The following is a 26,587-nucleotide window of genomic DNA, read 5'->3' as shown; positions in this document are numbered from 1 at the left end:
CTCAGACGCTGAGGCAGACGTATTTCATCTCGAGGTAGTCCTCGATGCCGAGATGGCTGCCCTCGCGGCCCATGCCCGACTGCTTGATCCCGCCAAAGGGGCCAAGCTCGGTCGAGATGATGCCGGTGTTGACCCCGACGATCCCGTATTCGAGCGCCTCGGCGACCTTGTAGACCCGGCTGAGATCCTTGGCATAGAAATAGCTCGCGAGCCCGAAGATGGTGTCGTTGGCCATGGCGATGACCTCGTCTTCGTCCTTGAAGCGGAACAGCGGGGCGAGCGGGCCGAAGGTCTCCTCGCGGGCGACCTTCATCTCCTGCGTGACCCCGGTCACCAGCGTCGGCTCCCAGAAGGTTCCGCCAAGGTCATGGGGGTTGCCACCGACCACGACCGAGCCGCCCTTCGCTTCAGCATCGGCCAGATGCTCGCGCACCTTCTCGACCGCCTTGTCGCTGATGAGCGGGCCGGCTTCGGTGCCGTCCTCCAGCCCGTCTCCCACCTTGAGCGCGCGGACCGCTTCGGCGAGCTTGGCGGCAAAGGCGTCATAGACCCCGTCCTGCACGTAAATCCGGTTGGCGCAGACGCAGGTCTGACCGTTGTTGCGGAACTTGCACATCATCGCGCCTTCGACCGCCGCGTCGAGATCGGCGTCGTCAAAGACAATGAAGGGCGCGTTGCCGCCGAGCTCCATCGAGCATTTCATCACCTGATCCGCCGCCTGCCGCAGCAGGATGCGGCCTACTTCGGTCGAGCCGGTGAAGGTCAGCTTGCGCACCGCCGGATTCTCGCAGAACTCCTTGCCGACCTCGCTCGCGCTGGTGGAGGGAAGCACGTTGAAGACGCCCGCCGGCACGCCCGCCCGCTCGGCCAGCACGGCCATCGCCAGCGCCGAGAGCGGCGTCTCGGCGGCGGGCCGCGACAGGAAGCTGCACCCGGCGGCGAGCGCCGGGGCGACCTTGCGCGCGATCATCGCGTTGGGGAAATTCCACGGCGTGATCGCCCCCACCACGCCGATGGGCTGCTTGAGCACCATGAGGCGCGTGTTGCGCAGGTGGCCGGGGATGGTCTCGCCATAAATGCGCTTGGCCTCCTCGCCGAAAAACTCGATGTAACTCGCGCCGTAGGCGATCTCGCCCCGCGCCTCGGCCAGTGGTTTGCCCATTTCGGCGGTCAGGATCAGCGCGAGGTCCTCGGCGTTTTCGATCATCAGATCGTACCACTTGCGCATAACGCCCGCGCGCTCCTTGCCCGTCATCGCCGCCCAGCCCGGCTGCGCCGCTTCAGCCGCCGAGATGGCCTCGGCAACCTGCGCCCGGCTTACATCGGCGACCTGCGCGATCACATCGCCGCGCGCGGGGTTTGTCACGTCAAAGCGCCCGTCCGCGCCCTCGACCCAGGCACCGCCGATATAGGCCCGCTCGACCAGAAGGCCCGGATCTTTCAGGAGGCTGGCAAGGTTTGTGGTTTTGTCCAACATGGGTTCACTCCGTTTCATGACCGATCCCGGGGATCTTCCGCCCCAGCCAAATCACCTCGCCCCGTGCTTGTCCAGCGCCGGCGCGGGCGCGCGGGGCGACAGCGACAAAAGTGGGCCCTCCACCGCGCGCGCTTGCGTGCTAGGCTCGGCCCATGCGCATGTTGGCCGCCCTTTTCCTTTGCCTCTTGCCCGGGCTTTTGCGGGCCGCGGATCTGACCGTGCTGGTCGATCGGCGCGACGACGAGTTGCAGCTGTTCGTCCGGCTGCCGGCGGCGGATCTGGAGGCGGTCTTCGGCCTCTCGCCGGCCCCGCTGGCCGATGCTGAGGGGCGGGTCTCCTTCGCCCGGCTGCGCGAGGAGGGGACCTATGAGTTCACCGAAGTGCTCGCGGCAACAATCGGGCTCCGCGCCGGCGGCGCACACCATGGGTTCGAGGCGATGTCGGTGATGGTGCATCCGCCTGAGAACGCGCTGCCCTTCGCGACCCCGCTCGACGGGCTGCTTGCCATGAGCGCCTGCATCGGGACGGACACGGCCGAGCCGCCGCGCGTCGCCGAGCTTGAGCTCATCGGCGGGTTCATCACCTACCCCGTCGCCGGGCTCGCCGAGGTGATGATCAGCTTGCCCAACCGCGAGGCGCTCGAGGCCGAGGTCCTGACGTTCAAAGCGGGCGTGCCGCTCTCGCGCGAGACCGTAACTCTCCCGCCCCGCGGGACAATCACGCTGCCCGCGGCGGAAAACTGGATCCGGCGGTTGCTGCGCCGGTTGCCCGGACCGGCCTGATCCCTCAGCCCCGCGCGCCCTCGAAGCGCTCCAGCCTGACGCCGCCAGCCTCCAGCGCCCCCCGGACGCCCCGGGCCAAGCCCACCGCCTCGGCGCTGTCGCCATGGACGCAGATCGTGTCGATCCGGGCGGGGATGCGCCGGCCCGACCGCGCGATCAGCGCGCCATGGCGCAGCATCTCCAGTATGCGCGCGCCGGCCGCTTCGGCGGTGTCGATCATCGCGCCCTCTGAGCCGCGCGGCACCAGCGTACCGTCGTCCTCATACCCCCGGTCGGCAAAGATCTCCCCCGCCCAGGCGCAGCCAAGCGCCCGCGCCTCGGCCTCCAGCGCCGTCGCGGGCAGCACAACCATGATCAGGTCCGGATCCACCCGCAGCGCCGCGTCGAGACAGGCCCGGGCAAGGGCCGCATCGGTGCTCGCCATGTTGGACAGCGCGCCGTGCAGCTTGACGTGGCGCAGCGCGCCCCCCGCCGCCCGCGCCATCCCGGCGGCCGCGCCGACCTGATAGCTCACCAGATTGCCGACCTCTTCGAGCGAAAGCGCCATCCGCCGCCGCCCGAACCCCTGCAGGTCGGCAAAGCCCGGATGCGCCCCGATCCCGACACCGCGCGCCACCGCGCCCCGCATCACGCCCGCCATCACATCCGGATCGCCCGCGTGAAAGCCGCAGGCGATATTGGCCGAGCTCACCACATCGAGCAGCGCGGCGTCATCGCCCATGGTCCACGGGCCGAAGGATTCGCCCATATCCGCGTTGAGATCGATCCGGCTCTGCATTCCGCGCCTCCCTGTCCGCCCCCAGACCTGCCGCCAATCGCGGCGGTGATCAAGCGCCCTCTTGCGCGCGCGGGCCGGGGGTGGTCATCTCTGCGCCGGGGAGGACGGGCCGATGCGTTGGGCGAGTGTTGCGGGGATCATCTGCGTTGCGGGGGCGGCGATCGCCGGCGATGTGCCGGGGCGCGCCGCCTTGCCCGCGCCGGTGTCGGATGCCGATTTCATGGCCCCCGATCCCGCCTCCGTCGCGCTTGGGCACAAGCTTTTCTACGATCCGATCCTGTCGGGCAATCGCAACATCTCCTGCGCCACCTGCCATCACCCCCGCTTCGGGACGAGCGACGGCGTTTCGCTTTCGCTCGGGGAAGGCGGCATCGGGCTCGGGCCCGACCGGCGGGTGGATCCGGACAACCCGCCCGAAGAGCTGATCCCGCGCAACGCGCCCGCGCTCTTCAACCTCGGGGCACATGAGTTCACCGTGCTGTTTCACGACGGCCGGATCGAAGCCGACCCGTCCCGCGCCTCGGGCTTTCGCACGCCGATGGGCCCCGAGATGGTCGAGGGATTCGACAGCCTCCTCTCCGCCCAGACGATGTTTCCCGTCCTGAGCCAGGACGAAATGGCCGGGCATTACAGCGAAAACGAGGTGGCCCAGGCCGTCCGCCAGGGGTTCATCACCGGCCCCGATGGCGCTTGGGAGAAAATCTCGGCCCGGGTGCGCGCCATTCCAGACTATGCGGCCGGGTTCGAGGCCCTGCTCGGCCGGCCCGCCGCGACCCTCAGCTTTGCCGATATCTCCAACGCCATCGCCGATTTCATCGCCGTGGAGTGGCGCGCCGACCAGAGCCCGTTTGACGCCCACCTGCGCGGCGAGGCCTCGCTGACCGGGGCCGCCGCCGCGGGAATGGCGCTGTTTTACGGGCCAGCGCGCTGCGCCGGGTGCCACTCCGGCCCGTTCCAGACCGACCACGGGTTTCATGCGATGGGCGTGCCGCAATTCGGGCCGGGCAAGGCCGCGCGCTTCGAGAGCCACCGCCGCGACATGGGGCGAATGCGTGTGACCGGCCGCGCCGAGGACGCCTATGCCTTCCGCACGCCGAGCCTGCGCAATGTCGCCCAAACCGGGCCCTACGGCCATGTGGGAAGCCACACCGATCTGGGCGCCTTCCTGCGGTTTCACATCGATCCCGTGGGGCAGAGCGGCGGTTATGATCCCGCCGCTGCCCGGCTCCCCGAGCTGCATCCGGGGGCCTTCGATCCGCTGGCGGACAGCGCCGAGCGCGCAGCGATTGCCGCCGCCGTTACCGCGCAACCCGTTGCGCTTGAGGCCGAGGAGATCACGGCGATCCTCGCCTTTCTCGACGCGCTGACGGACACGAGCGCCATCGCGGGCCGGCTCGGCGTGCCCGAGACTGTGCCCAGCGGGCTGCCCGTCGATCAGTGACCGCGCGGCTCAGCGCGAGAGCAGGACCCGGCGGTTGACGCCGCTCTCCTGCCAGTCGCTCCAGACCCCGTCCGGCCAGCGCACCCTGAGACGCGCCTCTTCCGCCGTGCCGAGCCCGAAATGCTGCGGTCCGAGCGCCCCGCCCGCGTGGCCGCCGCCCGATGTCACCTCGCGCGTGCGGCGCTGCCCGGCGGCCTCAAGCTCGATCCGAGCGCCGATGGCGTCCCGGTTCGCGCCCGCCTGCCGCAGCGAGACCGCAAGCCACGCGCCGCCATCGCTGAGGTTGCGGTAAACCTCGGCCTCCGCGCGCCGGTTGACCACCACCAGATCGAGCCGCCCGTCGCCATCCAGATCGGCAAGCGCCGCGCCGCGCCCCCGGGCAACGCTGGCCACCCCGGCCAGATGCGCGGCCTCGGTGAAGCGCCCGTCCGCGCCCTGCAACAGCAGGTTGTTGGGATCCTCCATCGCGTTGGAGGGCATCTGGTCCACGTTGCCCTTGGCGATGAAGAGATCGTCGCGGCCGTCGTTGTTCACATCGCCAAACTCGGCGTGCCAACCTGTCGCCGGGCGGCCGTCATCGCCGATGAAGGGCCGTTGGGCATAGGTCCCGAGATCGTAAGGCGCGGCGTCATAGCCGCCATCGGGCCGGGCGATCTGCAACAGCTGGTCGCCCATCGAGGTGGACATGACCTCGGGCAGCCCGTCGCCGGTGAGATCGCGGCTGGCGATGCCCATGCCCCAGATCGACACCCGCGGCCAGCCCTCCGCCTCCCCGAGCCAGGCCAGATCAGAGAGCCGCAGGAGCTGCTCGTAGCCGCCGCGCAGGTAATAGTGGCGGTCGTTCGAGATGCGCAGATCGGCGGGCCGGTCGCGGCCCCGGTCGGAAAAGAGCATCGACAGCGGGCAATAGCTCGGCTCCAGCGCGCGTGGCGCCCCGTAGCCCTCGCCGCTCGGGCGATAGAGCATGTTGGTGTCGCAGGTGCCGAAGGGCCCCTCGGGATCGGCGCGGTCGACATAGTTGCCGATGGCCAGCGTGGGCCAGCTTTGCCCCGCCTCCCACGTCGCCGAAAACGCAGTGCTCCAGGCCGCGCGACCGTCAAAGCCCCAAGCTTCGTTGGCGCGGCTGAAGGCGCAATCGCCCTCCCCGCGCAGAAGTATGTTTTCCCCGTCGCGCAGGACGACGAGATCGGCCGCTCCGTCGCTGTCGATGTCGAGCGGGTAGGCGCCCGTTACCCCGGTGATCCGGGGCAGCTCGGCGCGCGCGAAGCGCAGCTTGCCGGCTTCGGACCGGTTGAGAAAGAGCGCCGCCGGGGACGCGCCACCGGCCATGAAGAGCTCCGGCCGATTGTCGCCGTTGCAGTCGAAGACCGCGACCCCGCCGCCAACGAAATGAGACCAGCCGCCGCTGTAAAGATGCCCGCCGGGCAGCGCCTCGGGCACCGGCTCGAACCGGACCTCCGCCGCGCCAGGCCCGGGCGCCAGAAGCGCCAGCACCAACGCCAGCGCCCTCATGCGGCGAACCCCTCTCCGGCGCTACGTCGTGCGGAGGCTTCGGCCAGAGCCATCGTCGCGGCCCCCCGCGCCCAGACCAGCCCGCCCCAGGCGTTGATCTCGATCGGCGGCGCATCCTTGCCCGTACTGACCGACAGCGCGCGGGTCTCCGTCAGGACCTCTTCGGCATAGAGATAGTCGAATTTCATCCGCCCGCCGGAAATGATGATCAGGCTGGGATCGAAGAGCGACGTGATGTTCGAGAGCCCCACCGCGAGATAGCGCCCGGCGCGGCGGAAGATCGCGCGCGCGGCCTCGTTGCCCGCCTTGGCGTGATCGTAGAGGCTCTCCAGCAGGACCTGCGAGGAGGTCGCGCCCGATAGCCCGATCCCCATCGCCACCGATGCCTCGCGCACCAGCGCATAGTCGGCGACATAGGCCTCAAGGCAGCCCCGCTGGCCGCAGCGGCACAGCGCGCCGTCGAGCTGGACCTTGGTGTGGCCGAGCTCCAGCCCGGCGCTGTGCGTCCCCCGGTAGACCCGGTTGCCGAGCACCAGCCCCATGCCGAGCCCGTTCTCGATCGTGACCACGGCGAAATTGCTGATCCGGCGGCCCGCGCCGTACCACAGCTCGGCGAGCGTCACGAGGTTGGCGTCGTTGTCGATGACCACGCGCGTGCCAAGCCGGTCGGCCAGAAGATCGGCCAGGGGCACCGCGCGCTCGCTCAGAATGGGCGACCAGTTTATGACCCCGCGCTGGTGATCGACGACGCCGGGAAGGCCGACGCCAAGCCAATCGATCTCCGCCGCGCTCATCCCGCCGTCCTTGAGCAGCGCGCGATAGACCGCCTCGGCCTCCTGGAGCAGCCCGTTCGTATCGCTCTGCCCCGCCCGCCGCGGCAGGGAGACATCGGCCACCGCCTTGCCCGCGTAGTCGAGGATGATGCCCGAATGGGTCACGTCGCTGAGCATGACGCCAGCCACGTAGCCTGCATCCGCGCGCACCTTGAGCGCCACGGGCGGGCGGCCGCGCGTCGTCTCGCGCGCAGGCGTCTCGACCTCTTCCACGAGCCCTTCGCCGAGGAGACCGGCGACGAGATTGGTCACGGTCGCGGGGCTGATGTCGAGCCGCCGCGCCACGTCGCGCCGCGAGATCTGACCCGCCGCGCGCACGCAGTCATAGACCTCGCGTCGGAGCATTGGCGCCGCCGAATCGCCTGCCTCGAGGACCGGGCCGATCCCGTCCGCAGGCAGGGTCAGCTCTTGCAAACGGTCCGCCATTCCACCTCCCAATTAATTTATTGGGCAAACTAAAGCCCTCCTCCCATGCCGATATCTGCCCAATTCGGGGCTTTTTCGCCACGCGAGCCATAGGTTGCCCGCAAGATGCGCAAAACTCCACCATTTTTTATTTTGACAAGAAAATTAAATTCGCCCATCTTTCCACCGCGCGGCAGCTTAGGTCGCGTCGCCAAAGTCTGGCGATCATATGGGAGGACAAGAATGCGTAGAGCATTTATCGCGGCGGCCATGGCGTCTGCCGCATTTACCACATCTGCATTGGCCCAGGACCTGACCGTTGGCGTCAGCTGGTCGAATTTCCAGGAAGAACGCTGGAAGACCGACGAAGCCGCCATCAAGGAAGCGCTCGACGCGGCCGGAGCATCCTACATCTCCACCGATGCGCAATCGTCTTCGGCCAAGCAGCTCTCCGACGTGGAAAGCCTGATCGCCCAGGGCGCCGACGCGCTCATCATCCTCGCGCAGGACAGCCAGGCGATCACCCCCGCCGTGCAGGCCGCCACGGATGAAGGCATCCCGATCGTCGGCTACGACCGCCTGATCGACGACAGCCGCGCCTTCTACCTGACCTTCGACAACGTCGAGGTCGGCCGGATGCAGGCCCGCGCCGTGCTCGAAGCCGCGCCCGAAGGCAACTACGTCATGATCAAGGGCTCGCCCACCGATCCCAACGCGGACTTCCTCCGCGGCGGCCAGCAGGAAGTCCTGCAGGACGCGATCGACAGCGGCGCGATCACCATCGTCGGCGAAGCCTACACCGATGGCTGGCTGCCCGCGAACGCACAGCGCAACATGGAATCGATCCTGACCGCCAATGACAACAACGTCGACGCGGTCGTTGCCTCCAACGACGGCACCGCCGGCGGCGCCGTCGCAGCCCTCGCGGCACAAGGCATGGACGGCATCCCGGTGTCCGGCCAGGACGGCGACCACGCCGCTCTGAACCGCGTCGCCAAGGGCACGCAGACCGTTTCCGTCTGGAAAGACGCACGCGATCTCGGCCGCTCGGCCGGTGAAATCGCCGTGGCTCTGGCCGGTGGCACCGCTGCTGCCGACGTGGAAGGCGCCGAGACCTGGACCTCCCCGAACGGGACCGAGCTGACCGCGATCTTCCTCAAGCCCGTGCCGGTGACCCAAGACAACCTCACCGCCGTGGTGGACGCAGGCTGGATCACCCAGGAAGCGCTTTGCCAAGGTGTCGAGAACGGCCCCGCGCCCTGTAATTGAGCACCCATGCGGTCCACCAATCGGGCCGCATACACAGCCGCCTTCACCCTCCCGGGGGTGAAGGCACAATTGGCCTCGTTCCCCGGATCCCCACATGACCGATATTCACGCCCCCGCAGGGCCCAAGAAGAAATCCGCCTTCGCGGCGCTTGAGATCGACACACGGCTGCTCGGCATGATCGGCGCCTTCGTCGTCGTCTGCCTCGTGTTCAACCTCCTCACGGAGGGCCGGTTTCTCACGCCGCGCAATGTCTTCAACCTCACGATCCAGACCGTCTCCGTGGCGCTCATGGCGACCGGAATGGTCTTTGTCATCGTGACCCGGCATATCGACCTTTCGGTCGGCTCCGTGCTCGCCACATGCTCCGCCATCATGGCGATGATGCAAACGGCCGTCGCGCCGGGCTGGCTCGGGCTGGAGCTTGGCCATCCGATGGTGGCGCCGCTCGCCATCGTGGTGGGCATCGCCGCCGGCGTGATCATCGGCGGCTTCCACGGCTGGCTCGTGGGCTACCTCACGATCCCGGCCTTCATCGTGACGCTCGGCGGGCTGCTCGTCTGGCGCAACGTCGCATGGCACCTCACCAGCGGCCAGACCATCGGCCCGCTCGACGAAACCTTCCAGCTCTTCGGCGGCATCAACGGCACGCTCGGCGAGACCTGGAGCTGGGTCTTCGGCATCATCTGCCTGATCGCAGCCTGGCTCGGGTTGCTGCAGGCCCGCCGCGCCCGCATCCGCCATGAATTCCCCGTCAAGCCAGTCTGGGCCGAGCTGACCATCGGCGGCATCGTCGCCGCTGCGATCCTCGGCTTTGTCGCCGTGCTCAATGCCTACGAGGTCCCGACCCGCCGACTTGAGCGCATGTTCGAGGCGCGCGGCGAGACCATGCCCGAGGGCTACACCGAGGCCTACGGCCTGCCGATCTCGGTGCTCCTGCTGATCATCGTCGCGATCGTCATGACCATCGTCGCGCAGCGCACCCGACTCGGCCGCTACATCTTCGCCACCGGCGGCAACCCCGACGCAGCAGAGCTCGCCGGGATCAACACCCGGATGCTCACGGTCAAGGTCTTCGCGATCATGGGCATTCTCTGCGCCATCGCCGCGGTCGTCGCCGCCTCGCGCCAGACCTTCCACTCCAACGACATCGGCACGCTCGACGAGCTGCGCGTCATCGCCGCGGCCGTCATCGGCGGTACCGCGCTCGCCGGCGGGGTCGGGACGATCTACGGCGCCATCCTCGGCGCGCTGATCATGCAGTCGCTGCAATCGGGCATGGCCATGGTCGGGGTCGACGCCCCCTATCAAAACATCGTTGTCGGCATCGTGCTCGTCGTGGCCGTGCTGGTCGACATCATCTACCGCCGCCGGACAGGAGATTGATCCATGACCACAGCAATTGACCGTTCCGGCACGCCGCTGGTCGAGATGCGCAACATCTCGATCTCCTTCGGCGGTGTTCATGCCGTTGATGACGTCTCCGTCGATCTCTATCCCGGCGAAGTCGTGGGCCTGCTGGGCCACAACGGCGCGGGCAAGTCGACGCTGATCAAGTGCCTCTCGGGGGCCTATCACCCCGACGCGGGCGAGATCTACGTCAATGGCGAAAAAGTCACGATCCGCAACCCGCGCGATGCGCGCGATCACAACATCGAGACGATCTACCAGACCCTCGCGCTGGCCGACAACCTCGATGCGGCCTCCAACCTCTTCCTCGGGCGAGAGCTGACCACGGCCACGGGCCTTGTGGATGACGCGCGCATGGAGGCCGAAACCCGCAAGATCCTGGGCCGGCTCAACCCCAATTTCCGCAAGTTCAACGCGCCGGTTTCGGCGCTTTCGGGCGGGCAGCGGCAATCGGTGGCGATCTCCCGCGCGGTCTACTTCAACGCGCGCATCCTGATCATGGATGAGCCGACCGCCGCGCTCGGCGTCGAAGAGACGCGGATGGTGGCCGAGTTGATCGACGAGCTCAAGAAACAGGGCATCGGGATCTTCCTGATTGACCACGACATTCATCAGGTCAAGGCGCTCTGCGACCGCGCCTCGGTGATGAAGAACGGCAAGCTCGTGGGCACCGTCGAGGTCGACAAGGTCAGCGAGGATGACATCCTCGGCATGATCATCCTTGGCAAACAGCCGCAACAGGCCGCCTGAGCCATGTATCTCGGTCTTGATCTGGGCACCTCGGGGCTCAAGGGCCTCCTGCTTGATGCCGACCAGACTGTGCTGGGCGAAGCCACCGCGCCGCTCTCGGTCTCGCGCCCGCAGGACGGATGGTCCGAACAGCTCCCCGCCGACTGGCTCTCCGCCGCAAGCGCCGTGATCGACGCGCTGGCGGCCGAGCATGACATGAGCGCCGTGCGCGCGATCGGGCTTTCGGGCCAGATGCACGGCGCGACGCTTCTGGATGCCAAAGGTAACGTGCTGCGCCCCTGCATCCTGTGGAATGACACCCGCTCGCACGTCGAAGCCGCCGAAATGGATGCCGATCCGCGCTGGCGCGAGATCTCGGGCAACATCGTCTTTCCCGGCTTCACCGCCCCGAAAATCGCCTGGGTCCGGACCCATGAGCCGGAGATTTTCGCCAAGATCGACACGGTGCTGCTGCCCAAGGATTACCTCCGGCTCTGGCTCACTGGCGAGGCCGTCTCGGAGATGTCGGATTCCGCCGGGACAAGCTGGCTCGACACCGGCCGGCGCGACTGGTCGGACGAACTTCTGGCGCTCAGCGGGCTCAGCCGCGCGGCCATGCCGCGGCTGATCGAAGGTTCGGCGCCGTCGGGCGTGGTGCGCCCCGAGTTGCAGAGCCGCTGGGGGTTCGGGCCCGAGGTGGTCGTGGCTGGCGGCGGCGGCGACAATGCCGCCTCGGCGGTGGGGATGGGCGTGGTGCGCCCGGGCGCGGCCTTCGTCTCGCTCGGCACCTCTGGCGTGCTCTTTGCCGCCTGCGAGAGCTACAGCCCCGATGCCGCCAGCGCCGTCCACAGCTTCTGCCACGCCCTGCCCGACACCTGGCACCAGATGGGCGTCATCCTGTCGGCCACGGATTCGCTGAACTGGTATGCCGGCCTCACCGGCGCCGCCCCGGCCGCGCTCGATGCCGAACTGGGCGAGGCGCTCCAGGCGCCGGGCGATACGGTCTTCCTGCCCTATCTCGGCGGCGAGCGGACCCCGCATAACGATGCGCGCATCCGCGGCGCTCTCACCGGGCTCTCGCACGGCACCGACCGCGCCGCCGGTACGCGCGCGGTGATGGAGGGCGTCGGTTTTGCGGTGCGCGACTGTCTCGACGCGCTCACCAGCACAGGCACCAGCATTGACAGCCTCGTCGCCGTGGGCGGCGGGAGCCGGTCGGACTACTGGCTCAAACTGCTCGCCACGTTGCTCGACATGCCCGTGGCCCGCCCCGCCGAGGGCGATTTCGGTGCGGCATTCGGCGCCGCCCGGCTGGCGATGCTGGCCGATGGCGCGCCGCTCGACGCCATCGCCACGCCGCCCCCCATCGCCGCGACCTTCGCGCCCGACACCTCGCTGCAGCCGGACTTCGCCGCCGCGCATGCCCGCTATCGCGCCACCTACCGCGCCTTGAAGGAGATCTGACATGACCGCGTTTTTCGAGGGGATCGCCCCGCTTGCCTACGCCCCCGACGCCGGGGACGATCTGGCCTTCCGCCACTACAACCCCGATGAAATCGTGCTCGGCAAACGCATGGAGGATCACCTCCGCTTCGCCGTGGCATGGTGGCACAGCTTTGCCTGGGAGGGGGGCGACCCCTTCGGCGGGCGCACTTTCGAGCGGCCATGGTTCGGCAGCACGATGGACCTCGCCAAGCTGAAAGCCGACGTGGCCTTCGAGATGTTCGCCATCCTCGGCCAGCCGTTCTTCTGCTTCCACGATGTGGACATCCGCCCCGAGGGCGCGGATTTCGCCGAGAACACGCGCAATCTCGAAGAGATCGTCGATTATATCGGCGAGAAGATGGCCGCGGGCGGGCCCAAGCTCCTGTGGGGGACGGCCAACCTCTTCAGCCACCGCCGCTTCATGTCCGGCGCGGCCACCAACCCCGATCCGGATGTCTTTGCCTTCGGCGCGGCCACGGTGAAGACCTGCATGGATGCGACCCACAAGCTCGGTGGCGCGAACTACGTCCTCTGGGGCGGGCGCGAGGGCTACGAGACGCTGCTCAACACCGACCTTGGGCGCGAAAGCGAGCAGATGGGGCGGTTCCTCTCCATGGTGGTCGAGTACAAGCACAAGATCGGCTTTGACGGCACGATCCTGATCGAGCCCAAGCCGCAGGAGCCGACCAAGCACCAGTACGACTACGACGTCTCGACCGTCTACGGGACGCTGAAGCGCTTCGGGCTGGAGAATGAGGTCAAGGTCAACATCGAGCAGGGCCACGCGATCCTCGCCGGGCACAGCTTCGAGCACGAGATCGCCACGGCGGCGGCGCTCGGGATCTTCGGCTCGATCGACATGAACCGCAACGACTACCAATCCGGCTGGGACACCGACCAGTTCCCCAACAACGTACCGGAAGTGGCGTTGGCCTATTACGAGATCCTCCGCGCGGGCGGCTACACCACCGGCGGGACCAACTTCGACTCCAAGCTGCGGCGCCAATCGCTCGATCCGGCAGACCTCATCGCCGCCCATGCGGGCGCGATGGATGTCTGCGCGCGCGGGCTAAAGGCGGCGGCGGCGATGCTGGAGGACGGCGGGCTCGAGACGCGCCGGGCTGCGCGCTACGCCGGGTGGGACAGCGTCGAGGCGCAGGAGATGCTCACCTCCGGCACGCTGGAGAGCATTGCCGAGCGGGTGACCCGCGAGGCGATCAACCCCGCGCCCGTCTCCGGCCAGCAGGAGCGGCTGGAGAACTGGGTCAACCGCTTCGTCTGAGCCCTCCCGAGCGGGGCTCCCGAGATCACGCAAGGGCGGGCCTTCGGGCCCGCTTTTCGTATGCGGCGCGCCCCGCCGGGGTTGCGCGCCGCGCGTGCAGGTTCTACCCCAAAGCGAGGACATCAGGGAGCTTTCATGCGCGACGATCTCGAAACGGTCACCCAACGCTTGCTCGACACCGCGCGCGCCGCGGGCGCGGACACCGCCGATGCGCTCGCCATCGCCGGCACGTCGGTCAATGTGGACATGCGCGGCGGCGCGCTCGAACTCGCCGAACGCTCGGAGAGCACGGATATCGGTCTTCGCGTCTTTGTCGGGCAGCGGCAGGCGACGGTCTCGGCCTCCGATCTTTCCGACCGCACCATGCAGGAGATGGCCGAACGCGCCGTCGCCATGGCGCGCGAGGCGCCCGAAGATCCCTACGCGGGGCTCGCCGATCCCGAGCAGCTGAGCGCGGCGCGCGATACCTCCGCGCTTGAGCTTGCCGACCCGGCCCCCGAGCCGGACCCCGCCGAGATGGAGGCCGAGGCGCGGGCCGCCGAAGCCGCCGCGCTGGCCCACAGCGGCATCACGCAGGTCGAGCGCGCGAGCTCCGGCTACGGCAAGCGCCGGGTCTGGATTGCCGGGACCAACGGGTTTTCGGCCGGCTACGCGCGGACCGACCGCGGCATCTCCTGCATCGCCATCACCGGCGAGGGCACCGGGATGGAGCGCGACTACGACAGCGACGTGCGCGTCTTTGCCGAAGACCTGCGCAGCCCCGAAGAGATCGGCGCGCTGGCCGCCGAACGCACCCTCGCCCGCGCGGGCGCCCGGCGCGCCAAGACCGGGGCCTGCCCGGTGCTCTTCGACGAACGCATCGCGCGCAGCCTGATCAGCCACCTGCTCTCGGCCGCCAACGGCGCGGCGGTCGCGCGCGGCGCGTCCTGGCTCCGCGAGGCGCTCGGCGAGGACGTCTTGCCCGCCGGGATCTCGCTCACCGAGGCGCCCCACCGCCCGCGCACCGCCGCCTCCCGCCTCTTTGACGCCGAGGGCCTGCCGACCGCGCAGCGCGAGATTGTTCGCGACGGGGTGCTGCAAAGCTACACGCTCGATCTGGCCAATGCCCGCAAGCTCGGGATGCAGAGCACCGCGAGCGCGAGCCGGGGCGTGTCGTCTCCGCCCTCGCCGGGCATCACCAACGTGGCGCTGACCCAGGGCGACAAGAGCCGCGACGCACTAATGGCCGAGATGGGCACCGGGCTGCTTGTGACCGGCCTCATCGGCTCGACGATCAACCCCAACACCGGCGATTATTCCCGCGGCGCCTCCGGGCTCTGGATCGAGAACGGCGCGCCCGCCTATCCGGTCAACGAGATCACCATCGCCGGCAACCTGCGCGACATGCTGCGCAGCATCGTGCCCGCCAACGACGCGCGGGAGTGGACGAGCTGGGTCGTTCCGTCGCTGTTGGTGGAGGGGATGACGCTGGCCGGTGACTGATCTGGAGCTTCTCACCCGGGCGGCCGAAGCGGCGGGCGAGATCGCGCGCGGCTACTTCGGCGGCCGCTATGACGTGGTCGAGAAAGCCGGCGGAGCGGGGCCAGTGAGCGCGGCGGACCTGGCCGTCAACGCCGCCTTGCAAGAGATTCTGCGCGATGCGCGCCCCGATTACGGCTGGCTCTCGGAAGAGAGCGAGGATGATCCCGAGCGGCTCACCCGGACGCGCTGCTTCATCGTCGATCCCATCGATGGGACGCGCAGTTTCATCGCCAACAAGAAGACCTGGGGCCATGCGCTGGCCGTTGTCGAGGACGGCAGGGTGACCGACGCCGTGGCCTATTTCCCGATCCGCGAAGAGCTTTTTGCCGCCACGCGCGGCGCGGGCGCGACGCTCAACGGCGCGCCGATTGCGGTCAGCGCGGCGACCGAGCCGGACGGCGCGACCATCCTCGCGGCAAAGCCCAACCTTTTGCCCGAACACTGGACCGGCCCGGTGCCCGCCTTTGACATGACGCTCCGCCCCTCGCTGGCCTACCGGCTCTGCGCCGTGGCCCAGGGGCGGTTCGATGCGAGCTTCACCTTTCGCCCCACCTGGGAATGGGACGTGGCCGCCGGCGCGCTCATCGTCGAGGAGGCGGGCGGCGCGGCGAGCGACCGCGCAGGGCGCGCGCTTGTCTTCAACCGCCCCTCGCCGCTGCTCGACGGGCTCGTCGTCGCGCCGCGCCTTCTGCACAGCCGTTTGCACGATCGGCTGGCCTACTCCGCCGGCCCCTGACCCGCGCCCCGCTTGACGCTCCGCCGCCCCCCTGTAGGCTGCGGCGGCAGCCCCGTTTCGGACAAAAGCCAGTCACAAGGATGACCCCCATGCCCCAGCGTTTGCACCTCGTGTTCGGCGGCGAGCTCGTCGACCCGACGAAGACCGCCTTCAAGAACGTCGATGACATCGACATCGTGGGGATCTTTCCCGACTATGCCAGTGCCTATGACGCCTGGAAGGCCATCGCCCAGAAGACCGTCGACAACGCCCATATGCGCTATTTCATCGCCCATCTTCACCGGCTGCGCGATGAGGAGCTCGCGGCGTCGCCGACCGCCGAGCTGGATTGATCCGGGTCGCCGGTGGCACAGCGCCGTCCGGGCGATGACGGCCCGCTTGTCTGGGCGCATGGGGCGGAGGCGGGGTTGCTGCTGGCGCTCTCGCGCCTTGGCTGGCGGCTGGAGGGGATCGATCCGTCGATCCGCCTGCTCCTCACCCATCCCGGGGATGTAACCATGCCCGCCGCGCGCCTGCACCCCGCAAGCCGCGCCCAGCCCCTGCCCTCCGGCGGCGGGCTCGCGGCGATGCTCGCCGAGGAGGCGCCGGCGGTCGCGGTCTGGTCCGAGGGGGGCGAGCGGCTGCGCTGCCTCTCGGAGATCCACGCGCAGGGCATCCCTATCCTGCTCGCCGGGCTGGACGCGGTGGACCTGCCCACCGAGCGGCGACCCTGGCTGCGCGCACCGGCCCATGCGGCGCTGCGCTTCGCCGCCCGCGCGCTGGTGCCGAGCACGGAAGCGCGGGGCCGGCTGATCCGGCTCGGGATGGCGGGCGCCGATGTCGAGGTGACCGGCCCGCTCGGCGAGGGCGGCATCGCGCTGCCCGTGGCGGAACATGCGCTGGACGAGATGACCGCCGAGATCGGCTCGCGCCCCGTGTGGCTCGCGGCGATGGTGACCCGCGCCGAGGCCTCCGCCGTCATGGCCGCCCATCGCGGCGCGCTGCGCTCTGCCCACCGGCTGCTGCTCATCCTCGTGCCCGCCGAACCCGACACGGACGACGCGCTCGCCGAGCAGCTGCGCCGCGAGGGGTGGAAGGTGGCCCAGCACGGGCGCGGCGAGGCGATTGACGGCCAGACGGAGGTCTACGTCGTCGACGGGCCTTTCGAGATGGGCCTGTGGTATCGGCTCGCGCCGGTCTCCTTCCTTGGCTCGTCGCTGGTGGCGGGGGGCGGCGGGTGCGATCCGTTCGAGGCGGCGGCGCTCGGCTCCGCGATCCTCTATGGCCCCAACGTCGGGCCTTTCGTCGCGAGCTACAGCCGGCTGGCCAGCGCGGGGGCGGCGCGGATCGTCAATGATTCCGGCTCACTGGCGCAGGGGTTGCAGCGGCTGCTCGCCCCCGATCAAGCCGCGGCACAGGCCCATGCCGCCTGGGTCGTGGCGAGCGACGGGGCGGCGGCGAGCGACCGGCTGATCGCGGCCATCACCGAACGTCTCGAAGAGGGAGGGGCGATCTGATGCGCGCGCCGCCGTTCTGGCAAAACCCACCCTCCGCGCCCGGCTGGCAAGCGCGGCTGCTTTCCCCACTCGGCCGGCTCTATGGCGCGGCAACCGCGCGCCGGATCGCGCGCGCGCAGCCCGCGCGCCCGGGCATCCCGGTGATCTGCGTCGGCAATCTCAGCGCGGGAGGCACCGGCAAGACGCCCACCGTCATCGCGTTGCAGCAGATGCTCCAGGAGACCGGCCATCGCCCGCACGTGGTCTCGCGCGGGTTCGGCGGCTCGATCGAAGGGCCGATTCAAGTCGATCCGCGGCGACACAGCGCGGGTGAGACGGGCGACGAGCCTCTGCTCATCGCGGCTTTCTGTCCTGTCTGGGTCGCGCGGGACCGCGCGGCGGGGGCAGCGGCGGCGGAGGCGGCGGGCGCGGATGTGATCCTGCTCGATGACGGGTTCCAAAGCCCCGCCCTCGCCAAGGACCTCTCTGTTCTGGTGGTCGATGCCGCCCGGGGCTTCGGCAACGGGCGCTGCATTCCGGCCGGCCCGTTACGCGAGCCCGTCGCCGTGGGGATGCGGCGCGCCGATCTGGTGCTGTCGATCGGGCCGGAGGCGGCGCAGACGGCCTTTGCCTCGGACTGGGGCGCGGCGATCACGGTCCCGCGCATCGCCGCCGCGCTGGAGCCGCTCCAGACCGGGATGGACTGGGCCGGCCTGCGCGCGCTCGCCTTCGCCGGGATCGCCTACCCCGAGAAATTTTTCACTACCCTGCGCGGGCTCGGCGCCGAGTTGGTGGGCGAGGTCCCGCTGAGCGATCACCAGCGCCTGAGCCCCGCGCTTCTGTCGCGGCTGGAGCGCGATGCCGCATCCGCGGGCGCGCAGCTTGTCACCACCGAGAAAGACGCCGTCCGCCTGCCGGCCGAGATGCGCGCGCGCGTGCTGACCCTGCCGGTGCGGTTGCGGCTGGAGGACGCGGTCGAGATGCGCCGCGCCCTCGACGCGCTGTTCTGAAAGGCCGTTAGCCGCCGATCTTGTCGTCGAGCACCGACGAGAATTCATCCCACGCCATGTTGGAATAGAGCTGCCCGTCAATCACGAAGGACGGGGTCGAGTTGATGCCCTCCTTCTCGGCGTTCTGCTGGTACCAGGCCACGAGCTGACGCGCCTTGGCCTCATCGGTCATGCAGCTTGCGAGCTCATCCTCGCCCAGACCCGCGAGCTTGCCGATCTTGCGCAGCTCCTGCTCGATCTCGGCGCGGTCGCCGGAGCCGAGCCAGTCTTTCTGGCGCTCATAGATCATGTCGGCGATCCCGAAGAACCGCATGTCGCCACCACAGCGCGCCACCATCGACGCCCAGAGTCCGGGCAGATCGAAATAGACCTCGCGGTAGATGAAATGCACCTTGCCGGTGTCGATGTACTCGGCCTTGAGCTTCTCGTAGTTCACCGCGTGGAAATTCGCGCAGTGGGGGCAGGTAAAGGAGGCGTATTCCACCACCGTCACCGGCGCATCCGGATCGCCGAGCGTCATCTCCACCACGTCCGCGGGATCCAGAGCGCCGTCCTGCGCGTGCGCGGCGCCGGGGTAATAGGCTTCGATCCCGGCGGTCTCCGACGGGGTGTTGGCGATACGGAAAGCGCCGAAGGCGGCAACACCGGCGAGCGCCGCTGCGAGCATGAGGGTCCGCGACATGTAGATCGCTCCTTTGATCAGGGTTTTTGCTTGGACAAGACGTTTCGGGCGAGAAGCTCCAGCGCCTGGCGCAGCCCGTCATCGCCGACGGGATGGGCCATCTCGGTCGCAGCCTTGCAGACTGCCGGGTCCGCGATGGCCTCGGCGCGCCGTTTCGCCCGGCCATGGGCGAATGAGACCTCACCCTCGGCAAAACCGGTGGCGGCGGTCTGGGTGATTCGAATGCGGGCGATGGCGTTGTAGCCGTAGCAGGCGTTGACCTTGCGGCGGATCGCCTCCTTCTGCATCTCAAGTAGCGGGGCACTGGCGCCGGTGGTCAGCAGGGTGAGCGTCGCGCCGAAGCCCTTGCGCCCGTAGGACACCTCGACCGGGCGCGACATCGCCGCCGTCTCGGCGCCGGCGATCTCTTCCCAATGGGTCAACAGCCGCGTTTGCGCAAAGCCGCGCGATTCCGACGCGCGCCGAATCCGCCCCTCAAGGAGCGTCGCGGTGCGTTTGAAACCACGCGTGGTGCTTTGCCGGTAGGCCATCAATTGTTTCCTTCTCGCGCGCCCTATTTTAGAGACGCGGCCAAAGGGCGCCAGCGAATTGCGGCGAAGGAGGAGATAAAGATTGCGTGACGGGCAGGGTGAGGGACGCGACACCGGGCTGAGCCGTGAGCTGCTTGGCTGGTACGATGCGCATGCCCGCGCGCTCCCGTGGCGCGTGGGCCCGGCGGCGCGGGCGGCGGGCGAGGCGCCCGATCCCTATCGCGTCTGGCTGTCGGAGATCATGCTGCAACAGACAACCGTCGCGGCCGTCAAAGCCTATTTCGACCGGTTCACCGCGCTCTGGCCCACTGTCGGGGAACTCGCCGCGGCGGAGGACGCGCGCGTCATGGGCGAATGGGCCGGGCTCGGCTACTACGCCCGGGCGCGCAACCTGCTGAAATGCGCGCGGATCGTGGCGGGCGAGCACGGCGGCGCCTTTCCGCGGACGATCGAGGGGCTGCGCGCCCTGCCTGGTATCGGCCCCTATACGGCGGCGGCCATCGGCGCGATCGCCTTCGATCTGCCGGCCACGGTGGTGGATGGCAATGTCGAGCGGGTCATGGCCCGGCTGCACAATGACCCCACGCCCCTGCCCGCCGCCAAGCCCCGCCTCACCGCCTATGCCGCGGCGCTCACGCCCAAGGCCCGGCCGGGCGATTATGCCCAGGCGGTGATGGATCTCGGGGCGACGGTCTGCACCCCGCGCAACCCGGCGTGTGGGATCTGCCCGTGGCGCGCCCCCTGCGCCGCGCAGGCAGCGGGAACGGCGGCGGAACTGCCGAAGAAGACGCCGAAACAGCCCAAGCCCGTTCGGCTGGGCATCGCCTATGTCGCCCTGCGCGAGGATGGCGCCTGGCTGCTGGAGCGGCGGCCGGACACGGGCCTGCTCGGGGGGATGCTCGGCTGGCCCGGCTCCGACTGGGGCGACGCGCCGCAGGAGACCCCGCCGCTGGAGGCGGACTGGATCGCCCTGAGCACCGAGGCCCGCCACACCTTCACCCATTTCCACCTGCGCCTCTCGCTGCGCGTTGCCCACGTGCCGTTGAGCGCCGCGCCGTCGCGCGGGCAATTCCTGCCGCCCGAGGCGTTTCGCCCCTCCGACCTGCCCACCGTGATGCGGAAGGTGTTCGACCTCGCGGCGACGCAACGTCCTGATTGAGGGATGCTCTGCCCGCGACTAACCTCGCGCTACGTCAATCCAGGATAGTAGACATGGTCCCCGCACAACAGCTTCGACGGTTCCGCAACGCGCTGCCTTTCTGGATGTCCTTCGCGCTGGTGCCGCTCGCGTTGATCGAGGCGCGCTATGGCGGCTGGACACTGGTGCTGCTGCCGCTGATGACGTGGTATCTCTTCACCCTGCTCGACATGCTGACCGGCCAGAACCTCGAAAACGCCGACCCCCAGACCGGCGATGACGATCTGCTCTGGTATCGCCGCATCACCGCGTGGTGGACGCCGGTGCAGGTCCTGCTGCTGTTCATCCTCATCTGGTACGCGAGTGGAGCGGCGCATCTCAGCGGCTGGGAAAAGCTCGGGCTGTTCTTCGGTGTCGGGGTGATCACCGGAACGGTCGGGATCACCTATTCCCATGAGCTGATGCACCAGCGGAACCGGCTCGAACGCTGGATGGCCGATATCCTGTTGGCCTGTGTGCTCTATTCGCACTTCCGCTCCGAACACCTGCTCGTGCACCACCGCTACGTCGGCACCCCGCGCGATCCGGTGACCGCGCGCTACAACGAAGGGTTTCACCGCTATTTCTTCCGCGTTGTCGTGCAATGCTGGCGCTCCGCCTTCCGGGCCGAGGCCGCGTTGCTCGCCCGCAAGGACCGTCCGTGGTACGACCGCGCCAACCCCTTCCTGCGCTACTGGGCGCTGCAGCTGGGTGCGCTGACGCTCGCGGGCCTGCTTGGCGGCTGGACAGGTGTGGGGCTATTTCTCTTTCAGGCCGTGGTCGCGATCTGGCAGCTTGAGCTTGTCAACTACGTCGAGCACTATGGGCTCACCCGGCGGCATCTGGGCGCGGGGCGCTACGAGCATGTGTTGCCCCGGCACTCGTGGAACTCGGCGCAAAGGGCCTCGAACTGGCTGCTGATCAACCTCCAGCGCCACTCGGATCACCACGCCCGACCGGACCGCCGCTTCCCGCTCCTGCAGACCCACGACGCCGAAGCTGCCCCGCAACTCCCGGCGGGCTATGCGCTCATGACCATGGCGGCGATGGTCCCGCCGGTCTGGCGCCGGGTGATGAACCCCCGCGTGCGCGCCTGGCGGCGCCAGCATTACCCGGATATCACCGACTGGCTCCCCTACAACACCGCTGCGAACCCGCTGCCAAGGTGAGCTGTGGCGGCTGCTTCCGGCGATTCGGAAGGGCGCCACGCGCAGGTGCGTCGTGGGCGTGATACCACCTCCGCGCCCAAGCTCGGCTTCGGCGTACTCAGGCCGATAGCCGTTCACGTCTACCGGCCAACGCCCCCACCAAATGAAAACCGCCCGCCGGAAGGGCGAGCGGTTTGAGTCTTTGTACCAAGGCGGCGCTGGCCGCATCAGGCCGAGGGTTCGGGCTCCAGCCCACCCTCTTCGCGCGGTTTGCGAGGCTTGGTTTTCGGAATGGCCGTCACGCTCGCCGGGGTGCCCGCGTCGGGCTTGTCGTCCTCGCCCGGGCCGGCCTGCGGCGGATCGCCCTTGATGACGCGCGCGATTTCCTCGCCGGTGAGCGTTTCATATTCCAGCAGGCCCTGCGCCAGCCGTTCCCACTCCGCTTCCTTCTCCCGCAGGAGCCGCGCGGCCGTGTCATAGGCCTCCTGGATCAGGCGTTTGACCTCTTCCTCGATCAGCTCCTTGGTATGGGCCGAGACCGAGAAACCGGGCGTCTGGCCGGAATAGCCCTCATGCGCCTCGGCATAGTCGATGTTGCCGACCTTGTCGGACATGCCCCAGCGAAGCACCATGGCGCGGGCGAGTTGACTGGCCTGCTGGATATCGCCGGCCGGGCCGTTCGACACCTCGTCGGGCCCGTATTTCAGGATCTCCGCCGCCTTGCCCGCCATGGTCATGGCCAACTTCTGCTCGCATTCGGACTTGTGCCAGTTGAGCCGGTCGATCTCGGGCAGCGAGACCACCATGCCAAGCGCGCCGCCGCGCGGGATGATCGTCGCCTTGTAGACCGGATCACATTTCGGCAGCGACAGGCCAACGATGGCGTGCCCGGCCTCGTGATAGGCGGTCTTTTCCTTCTGGTCGGGCGTGAGCACCATCGAGCGACGCTCGGCCCCCATCATGACCTTGTCCTTGGCGTTCTCGAAATCCTCCATGGTGACCGAGCGGCGGCCAATACGGGCGGCCATGAGCGCGGCCTCGTTCACGAGGTTGGCGAGATCGGCGCCGGAGAAGCCCGGCGTGCCGCGCGCGATGATGCGCAGGTCAACATCCGGCCCCAGCGGGGTCTTGCGGGCGTGGACGCCGAGGATCTTCTCGCGGCCCTTGATGTCGGGATTCGGCACAGTGACCTGACGATCGAACCGGCCGGGGCGCAGCAGCGCGGGGTCCAGCACGTCGCGGCGGTTGGTCGCCGCGAGGATGATGACGCCCTCATTGGCCTCGAACCCGTCCATCTCGACCAGAAGCTGGTTGAGCGTCTGCTCGCGCTCGTCGTTGCCGCCGCCATAGCCCGCGCCACGGTGGCGACCCACTGCGTCGATCTCGTCGATAAAGACGATACAGGGCGCATTTTTCTTGGCCTGCTCGAACATGTCGCGGACGCGGGACGCGCCGACGCCGACGAACATCTCGACGAAGTCGGAGCCCGAAATGGTGAAGAACGGAACCCCGGCCTCGCCCGCAATGGCGCGCGCCAGAAGCGTCTTCCCGGTCCCCGGAGGGCCCACGAGCAGCGCGCCCTTGGGGATCTTGCCGCCGAGGCGCGAGAATTTCTGTGGGTTGCGCAGGAACTCGACGATTTCCTCGAGCTCCTCCTTGGCCTCGTCGATGCCCGCCACGTCGTCGAAGGTCACGCGCCCGTGCTTCTCGGTGAGCATCTTGGCCTTGGACTTTCCAAAGCCCATCGCACCGCCGCCGCCGCGCCCCTGCATCCGGTTCATGAAGTAGATCCAGACGCCGATCAGAAGCAGGAAGGGCAGGAGCGAGATCAGGAAGGTCTGCAACCCCGATTGCTCCTGGCTCTCGGCCGTGACGGGGACGTTGTTGTCCATGAGCAGGTCGGTGACCTGCGCGTCATCGGGCTTGATGGTGACGTAGTCGTTGCCGTCCGCGCCGCGGAACCTGACCTTCTCGCCGTCCAGCGTGACCGAGCTGACCCCGTTGGATTCGACCGAGCGGACGAAGTCGGAATAGCTGACCGACTGGCTTTGCATGGCGGTGCCGCCGCCGTTGAACAAGTTGAAAAGCGCAAGGATCAATAGAAACAACACGACCCAGAAGGCGATATTTCTGGCATTTCCCAAGGAGGTTCTCCCATAGCGCCGGGGCGCGCGCGCCGGCATTCCAGTTCACGACAAGATAAAGATTTCGGCGGCGGCTTCAATGCGTGGCGAGAAAGGTTTTCCAGTCCGTTCCGTCAAATTTGACTTCAAAGCCGTTTGGGGCCCTCGCGAGGGGGGCGGCGACAAGGGTCTCGCCCTGCCAGAGCGCCGGTGTGGCGGCAAGGACGCTGCGCGGCAGGCCGAGCGCGCGCCAGTCCGGGATCTGCCGGAGGCCGGTCTCGCCCAGAGCGCCAAGCGCGGCCCCGGTCGGAGCGCTCCCGACCAGCCGCCAGCGGCCATCCCAAGCCGCGCCCACGGGCCCCGGGGGCGGCAGCGCGGCGGTCTCCCGCGCGAGCCACAGGGTCGGGCCGATGGTGAAGGCGACGACGCCCGCGAGCGTGCGGGTCTCCCCGTTGAGCGCGGCCTCGGCAAAACGGTGCAGCGCGTCGGCCCGGGGCGGGTAACCGGGGCCGGAGAGCCAATCGATCATACGGTGCAGCACGCGGCGGCGTAGCTCGGGGTCGAGCTCGGCCATCCCGATGACCGGCGCGCAAAGCGCGCCCGCGCGGGCCTCGACCAGACCGCTCCCCGCCTCGGCCGTCAGCCGCCGGAGGACATCGTTTTCGTCGGCGAGGATGCGCGCCACCCGGGCCAGCGCCTCCGCGTCGAGCCCGAGCGGGCCAAGCGCGGCCAGAGCCTGCCGCGCGCGGACCCGGTCGAACCGCCTGTCCTCGTTGCTCGGATCCTCGGCCCAGTCGATCCCCTCCCCGCGCAGATGCGCGCGCAGCGCCGCGCGCGAGGTGGTGAGCAGGGGCCGCAGGAACCGCGCGCCCTCGCGGTCGAAAACCGCGCGCATCGCCCGGAGCCCGTCGCTGCCAGAGGCGCGGGCGAGCCGCATCAGCAGGGTTTCGGCCTGATCGTCCTGGGTATGGGCGAGCGCCACCGCGTCCAGCCCCTCTGCGCGCGCGAGCTCGGCCAGACGGCGGTAGCGCGCCCTGCGTGCGCTGGCCTGAAGGTTGCCTGTCGCGGCCTGCCCCTCCCACCGGGCGATGCGGTGGACGATCCCGTGGCGCGCGCAATAGGCGGCAACGAGCGCCAGTTCCGCCGCAACCTCCGCGCGCAACCCGTGATCGATGCTCAGGGCGACGGGCAACGGGGCGCCGCGCGCATGTGCCGCATGCCGCGCCAGATCGAGCAGGGCCATGGAATCGCCGCCGCCCGAAACCGCGACGCCGAGCCGGGTGATGCCCTCCGTGTCCACCGAGCGCGCGACGTGATCACACAGCGCCGGGCGCGCCTCGGTCACGAGCAGCCCAGTCGCGCACGCTCCCCCGCGGCCTCGGCCGCCTCGGCGCGGTCCGGGAACCGGGTGCCGACCTCGGCAAGGGTCAGGCAGGCCTCATCCGTCTGCCCAAGAGCGCCAAGCGATTGACCGAGCCGCAGGAGGGCTTGCGGCGCCTCCGGGCTCGCCGGTTCGGTGGAAAACGCATCGAGATAGGCACGCGCCGCACCGCGATGATCCTCCAGCCGGGTCAGCGCCTCGCCCTGCCCCATGAGCGCGCGCAGGCCCAGCGGGCTGCCCGGATAGGCCTCGTTGAACCGCGCGAAACCCTCGGCGGCGGCCGCGTAGGCGCCGGCCTCAAGCGCTGCTTGCGCCTGGGTGAACTCCTTTTCCTCCCCAACGGCGAGCTCGAAACCGGCGAGGCCCGCGTCGGCCTCTGGCGTTGGCGCGGGATCGGGCGCGGGCGTCTCGACCGCACCGCCGAGGCGCGGCGTCTGGCCCAGCGTCGCCGGATCGCAAGAGGGCTCCAGCTCGCACAGCCGGTAGTCCAGATCGCCGATCCGCGTGGTGCCATCCGTCACCACCCGGTTGATCCGGAATTCGAGCTCCTCGGTCTTGCCGGTGAGCGCCTGCAGCGCGCCTTCGATCGCATCCACGCGGGCCAGAACGCCCTCTTGCGGCGCGATCCCGTCCGGCGCGGCCGTGGTGCTCAGCTCGCGCTGGAGCCGTTGGATCTCGACGTAGAGCACCGAGAGCTCCTGCCGGATGTCGGCCAATGTGGCCTCCCGCTCCTGCGCCAGCGACGCGCCGAGCGGCATCAGCCCCAGCAGGAGCCCGAAGAGTGGACCCGCGCGCCCCATCGCCGGCGTCAGCTCGTCAGCCCGCCCGCGGCGACCACGGTCACGGCGCGGCGGTTCTGGGTGTAGCAGGTCTCGTCACTGCAGACCGCGATGGGGCGCTCCTTGCCGAAGGTCAGGCTCTCCAGCCGGTGGCCCGCGATGCCGCGCGAGACGAGGTATTCGCGCACCGCGTTGGCCCGGCGGGCGCCGAGCGCGAGGTTGTAATCCCGCGTGCCCTGCTCGTCGGCGTGGCCCTCGATCACGGCGGTGAACTCGGGGTTGGAAATCAGCCATGCCGCCTGCCCGTCGAGCACGGCGCGGGCCGCGTCGTTGAGGGTCGATTGATCGACGGCAAAGAGCACGCGGTCGCCCACGGCTTGCTGGAAATAGGCCGGCGAGGACGGGTCGAGCACGCTGGTGCCGATGCCGCCGTCCGCGCCCGCGCCGAGGCCGCCCGCCCCTGCGCCGCCAGCGGCGAACCGGTCCGGGTTGGTGCAGCCCGCAGCGCCAAGGGCGGCGCAGAGCGCGAATGCTGTGATGGATTTTTTCATGGGTCTGTCCTGCTCGTTGCGGTGTTTGGTCTCAAGATATCATGGGCCGCCGCCGCCCGCAGCGGTTATTTCC

Annotated in this window: 25 protein-coding genes; 14 read left to right on the top strand and 11 right to left on the bottom strand. The window is 69.1% G+C overall.

From position 1 onward, the window contains the following. Position 1: 1 nt before the first annotated feature. Positions 2-1,477 carry an NAD-dependent succinate-semialdehyde dehydrogenase gene (locus BM353_RS13845; RefSeq protein WP_092081879.1) on the bottom strand — a complete coding sequence of 492 codons (1,476 nt, stop codon included), beginning with the start codon at positions 1,475-1,477 and terminating at the stop codon, positions 2-4. A 152-nt stretch (positions 1,478-1,629) separates the two neighbouring features. On the opposite strand from BM353_RS13845, the gene BM353_RS13840 reads away from it, so the two are divergent. Continuing rightward, positions 1,630-2,259, top strand: a complete 630-nt coding sequence (locus BM353_RS13840) for a hypothetical protein (protein WP_092081878.1) — start codon at positions 1,630-1,632, stop codon at positions 2,257-2,259. Between the two features lie 4 nt (positions 2,260-2,263). On the opposite strand, the gene BM353_RS13835 is transcribed toward BM353_RS13840, so the two are convergent. Beyond that, the gene (locus BM353_RS13835) at positions 2,264-3,037 is read right to left on the bottom strand and encodes a LamB/YcsF family protein (protein WP_092081877.1); all 774 of its coding nucleotides are present in this window, start codon (positions 3,035-3,037) and stop codon (positions 2,264-2,266) included. Between the two features lie 112 nt (positions 3,038-3,149). Between BM353_RS13835 and BM353_RS13830 the strand changes: the two genes are divergently transcribed. Beyond that, on the top strand, positions 3,150-4,478 hold the full coding sequence (locus BM353_RS13830) for a cytochrome-c peroxidase (RefSeq protein WP_092081875.1): 1,329 nt from the start codon (positions 3,150-3,152) through the stop codon (positions 4,476-4,478). Positions 4,479-4,487: 9 nt separating this feature from the next. On the opposite strand, the gene BM353_RS13825 is transcribed toward BM353_RS13830, so the two are convergent. From BM353_RS13825 to BM353_RS17180, 3 genes are read right to left on the bottom strand one after another with little or no spacing between them, the layout of a single operon-like run. Further along, on the bottom strand, positions 4,488-5,990 hold the full coding sequence (locus tag BM353_RS13825; RefSeq protein WP_092081873.1) for a CRTAC1 family protein: 1,503 nt from the start codon (positions 5,988-5,990) through the stop codon (positions 4,488-4,490). Next, positions 5,987-7,249 (bottom strand): ROK family transcriptional regulator, encoded by a 1,263-nt coding sequence (locus tag BM353_RS13820; RefSeq protein ID WP_092081872.1) that lies wholly within the window; start codon positions 7,247-7,249, stop codon positions 5,987-5,989. The genes BM353_RS13825 and BM353_RS13820 overlap by 4 nt, the downstream gene beginning before the upstream one ends. Positions 7,250-7,278: 29 nt before the next feature. Then, positions 7,279-7,407, bottom strand: coding sequence for a hypothetical protein (locus BM353_RS17180; protein ID WP_281248126.1), 129 nt, complete (start codon positions 7,405-7,407; stop codon positions 7,279-7,281). 64 nt (positions 7,408-7,471) lie between these two features. Here BM353_RS17180 and xylF point away from each other — a divergent pair, with 64 nt between their 5' ends. The 10 genes from xylF (at position 7,472) to lpxK (ending at position 18,143) form a co-directional block, all read left to right on the top strand. After that, complete coding sequence (xylF, locus tag BM353_RS13815) at positions 7,472-8,497, top strand: D-xylose ABC transporter substrate-binding protein (RefSeq protein WP_092081870.1); 1,026 nt, start codon at positions 7,472-7,474, stop codon at positions 8,495-8,497. Between the two features lie 94 nt (positions 8,498-8,591). Continuing rightward, a complete protein-coding gene (locus tag BM353_RS13810) occupies positions 8,592-9,881 on the top strand; it encodes a sugar ABC transporter permease (RefSeq protein ID WP_092081868.1) in 1,290 nt (429 codons plus the stop codon). 3 nt (positions 9,882-9,884) lie between these two features. Beyond that, positions 9,885-10,655 carry an ATP-binding cassette domain-containing protein gene (locus BM353_RS13805; RefSeq protein ID WP_092081866.1) on the top strand — a complete coding sequence of 257 codons (771 nt, stop codon included), beginning with the start codon at positions 9,885-9,887 and terminating at the stop codon, positions 10,653-10,655. A gap of 3 nt (positions 10,656-10,658) precedes the next feature. Then, a complete protein-coding gene (gene xylB / locus BM353_RS13800) occupies positions 10,659-12,098 on the top strand; it encodes a xylulokinase (RefSeq protein WP_092081864.1) in 1,440 nt (479 codons plus the stop codon). Position 12,099: 1 nt separating this feature from the next. After that, positions 12,100-13,401, top strand: coding sequence for a xylose isomerase (gene xylA, locus BM353_RS13795; RefSeq protein ID WP_092081862.1), 1,302 nt, complete (start codon positions 12,100-12,102; stop codon positions 13,399-13,401). A gap of 135 nt (positions 13,402-13,536) precedes the next feature. Continuing rightward, the gene (locus BM353_RS13790) at positions 13,537-14,883 is read left to right on the top strand and encodes a TldD/PmbA family protein (protein ID WP_092081861.1); all 1,347 of its coding nucleotides are present in this window, start codon (positions 13,537-13,539) and stop codon (positions 14,881-14,883) included. Next, positions 14,876-15,658, top strand: coding sequence for a 3'(2'),5'-bisphosphate nucleotidase CysQ (locus BM353_RS13785; RefSeq protein WP_092081859.1), 783 nt, complete (start codon positions 14,876-14,878; stop codon positions 15,656-15,658). The genes BM353_RS13790 and BM353_RS13785 overlap by 8 nt, the downstream gene beginning before the upstream one ends. 89 nt (positions 15,659-15,747) lie before the next feature. Then, positions 15,748-15,990 (top strand): DUF4170 domain-containing protein, encoded by a 243-nt coding sequence (locus tag BM353_RS13780; RefSeq protein WP_092081909.1) that lies wholly within the window; start codon positions 15,748-15,750, stop codon positions 15,988-15,990. 12 nt (positions 15,991-16,002) lie between these two features. Further along, positions 16,003-17,154, top strand: coding sequence for a 3-deoxy-D-manno-octulosonic acid transferase (locus BM353_RS13775; RefSeq protein WP_092081858.1), 1,152 nt, complete (start codon positions 16,003-16,005; stop codon positions 17,152-17,154). Then, on the top strand, positions 17,154-18,143 hold the full coding sequence (gene lpxK / locus BM353_RS13770) for a tetraacyldisaccharide 4'-kinase (RefSeq protein WP_092081856.1): 990 nt from the start codon (positions 17,154-17,156) through the stop codon (positions 18,141-18,143). Before BM353_RS13775 ends, lpxK begins: the two co-directional genes overlap by 1 nt. 7 nt (positions 18,144-18,150) lie before the next feature. Here the strand turns inward: lpxK and BM353_RS13765 are convergent, their stop codons facing one another. Together BM353_RS13765 and BM353_RS13760 are read right to left on the bottom strand one after the other, a co-directional pair. Beyond that, positions 18,151-18,825, bottom strand: coding sequence for a DsbA family protein (locus tag BM353_RS13765; protein WP_092081854.1), 675 nt, complete (start codon positions 18,823-18,825; stop codon positions 18,151-18,153). A gap of 17 nt (positions 18,826-18,842) precedes the next feature. Then, positions 18,843-19,355, bottom strand: a complete 513-nt coding sequence (locus BM353_RS13760; RefSeq protein ID WP_092081852.1) for a DUF721 domain-containing protein — start codon at positions 19,353-19,355, stop codon at positions 18,843-18,845. Between the two features lie 82 nt (positions 19,356-19,437). Between BM353_RS13760 and BM353_RS13755 the strand changes: the two genes are divergently transcribed. Further along, complete coding sequence (locus BM353_RS13755) at positions 19,438-20,514, top strand: A/G-specific adenine glycosylase (protein WP_245759659.1); 1,077 nt, start codon at positions 19,438-19,440, stop codon at positions 20,512-20,514. 53 nt (positions 20,515-20,567) lie between these two features. Further along, the gene (locus BM353_RS13750) at positions 20,568-21,701 is read left to right on the top strand and encodes an alkane 1-monooxygenase (protein WP_092081850.1); all 1,134 of its coding nucleotides are present in this window, start codon (positions 20,568-20,570) and stop codon (positions 21,699-21,701) included. A 206-nt stretch (positions 21,702-21,907) separates the two neighbouring features. On the opposite strand, the gene ftsH is transcribed toward BM353_RS13750, so the two are convergent. The 4 genes from ftsH to pal all read right to left on the bottom strand — a co-directional run bounded on the left by ftsH (position 21,908) and on the right by pal (position 26,514). Further along, positions 21,908-23,824: an ATP-dependent zinc metalloprotease FtsH gene (gene ftsH / locus BM353_RS13745; protein WP_092081905.1), complete on the bottom strand. Its 1,917-nt coding sequence runs from the start codon at positions 23,822-23,824 to the stop codon at positions 21,908-21,910. Positions 23,825-23,900: 76 nt separating this feature from the next. Beyond that, a complete protein-coding gene (gene tilS, locus BM353_RS13740; RefSeq protein WP_245759658.1) occupies positions 23,901-25,148 on the bottom strand; it encodes a tRNA lysidine(34) synthetase TilS in 1,248 nt (415 codons plus the stop codon). Further along, on the bottom strand, positions 25,145-25,984 hold the full coding sequence (ybgF, locus tag BM353_RS13735) for a tol-pal system protein YbgF (protein ID WP_092081848.1): 840 nt from the start codon (positions 25,982-25,984) through the stop codon (positions 25,145-25,147). Before ybgF ends, tilS begins: the two co-directional genes overlap by 4 nt. A gap of 8 nt (positions 25,985-25,992) precedes the next feature. Next, on the bottom strand, positions 25,993-26,514 hold the full coding sequence (gene pal, locus BM353_RS13730) for a peptidoglycan-associated lipoprotein Pal (protein WP_092081846.1): 522 nt from the start codon (positions 26,512-26,514) through the stop codon (positions 25,993-25,995). Positions 26,515-26,587: the final 73 nt, after the last annotated feature.

Origin of the sequence: Poseidonocella sedimentorum, assembly GCF_900116005.1 — a bacterium.
GTDB classification, from domain to species: domain Bacteria; phylum Pseudomonadota; class Alphaproteobacteria; order Rhodobacterales; family Rhodobacteraceae; genus Poseidonocella; species Poseidonocella sedimentorum.
Note: the sequence above shows the minus strand (reverse complement) of the source record. Positions and strands in the feature narration are given on the sequence as shown.

Coding starts and splice junctions, on each gene's coding strand:
- BM353_RS13805 (WP_092081866.1), top strand. CDS start 9,885: ATGACCACAGCAATTGACCGTTCCGGCACGCCGCTGGTCGAGATGCGC.
- BM353_RS13760 (WP_092081852.1), bottom strand. CDS start 19,355: ATGGCCTACCGGCAAAGCACCACGCGTGGTTTCAAACGCACCGCGACG.
- ybgF (WP_092081848.1), bottom strand. CDS start 25,984: ATGGGGCGCGCGGGTCCACTCTTCGGGCTCCTGCTGGGGCTGATGCCG.
- BM353_RS13790 (WP_092081861.1), top strand. CDS start 13,537: ATGCGCGACGATCTCGAAACGGTCACCCAACGCTTGCTCGACACCGCG.
- BM353_RS17180 (WP_281248126.1), bottom strand. CDS start 7,407: ATGGGCGAATTTAATTTTCTTGTCAAAATAAAAAATGGTGGAGTTTTG.
- BM353_RS13840 (WP_092081878.1), top strand. CDS start 1,630: ATGCGCATGTTGGCCGCCCTTTTCCTTTGCCTCTTGCCCGGGCTTTTG.
- BM353_RS13810 (WP_092081868.1), top strand. CDS start 8,592: ATGACCGATATTCACGCCCCCGCAGGGCCCAAGAAGAAATCCGCCTTC.
- BM353_RS13750 (WP_092081850.1), top strand. CDS start 20,568: ATGGTCCCCGCACAACAGCTTCGACGGTTCCGCAACGCGCTGCCTTTC.
- xylB (WP_092081864.1), top strand. CDS start 10,659: ATGTATCTCGGTCTTGATCTGGGCACCTCGGGGCTCAAGGGCCTCCTG.
- BM353_RS13845 (WP_092081879.1), bottom strand. CDS start 1,477: ATGTTGGACAAAACCACAAACCTTGCCAGCCTCCTGAAAGATCCGGGC.
- BM353_RS13820 (WP_092081872.1), bottom strand. CDS start 7,249: ATGGCGGACCGTTTGCAAGAGCTGACCCTGCCTGCGGACGGGATCGGC.
- xylF (WP_092081870.1), top strand. CDS start 7,472: ATGCGTAGAGCATTTATCGCGGCGGCCATGGCGTCTGCCGCATTTACC.
- BM353_RS13825 (WP_092081873.1), bottom strand. CDS start 5,990: ATGAGGGCGCTGGCGTTGGTGCTGGCGCTTCTGGCGCCCGGGCCTGGC.
- BM353_RS13780 (WP_092081909.1), top strand. CDS start 15,748: ATGCCCCAGCGTTTGCACCTCGTGTTCGGCGGCGAGCTCGTCGACCCG.
- BM353_RS13830 (WP_092081875.1), top strand. CDS start 3,150: ATGCGTTGGGCGAGTGTTGCGGGGATCATCTGCGTTGCGGGGGCGGCG.
- BM353_RS13765 (WP_092081854.1), bottom strand. CDS start 18,825: ATGTCGCGGACCCTCATGCTCGCAGCGGCGCTCGCCGGTGTTGCCGCC.
- pal (WP_092081846.1), bottom strand. CDS start 26,514: ATGAAAAAATCCATCACAGCATTCGCGCTCTGCGCCGCCCTTGGCGCT.
- xylA (WP_092081862.1), top strand. CDS start 12,100: ATGACCGCGTTTTTCGAGGGGATCGCCCCGCTTGCCTACGCCCCCGAC.
- lpxK (WP_092081856.1), top strand. CDS start 17,154: ATGCGCGCGCCGCCGTTCTGGCAAAACCCACCCTCCGCGCCCGGCTGG.
- BM353_RS13835 (WP_092081877.1), bottom strand. CDS start 3,037: ATGCAGAGCCGGATCGATCTCAACGCGGATATGGGCGAATCCTTCGGC.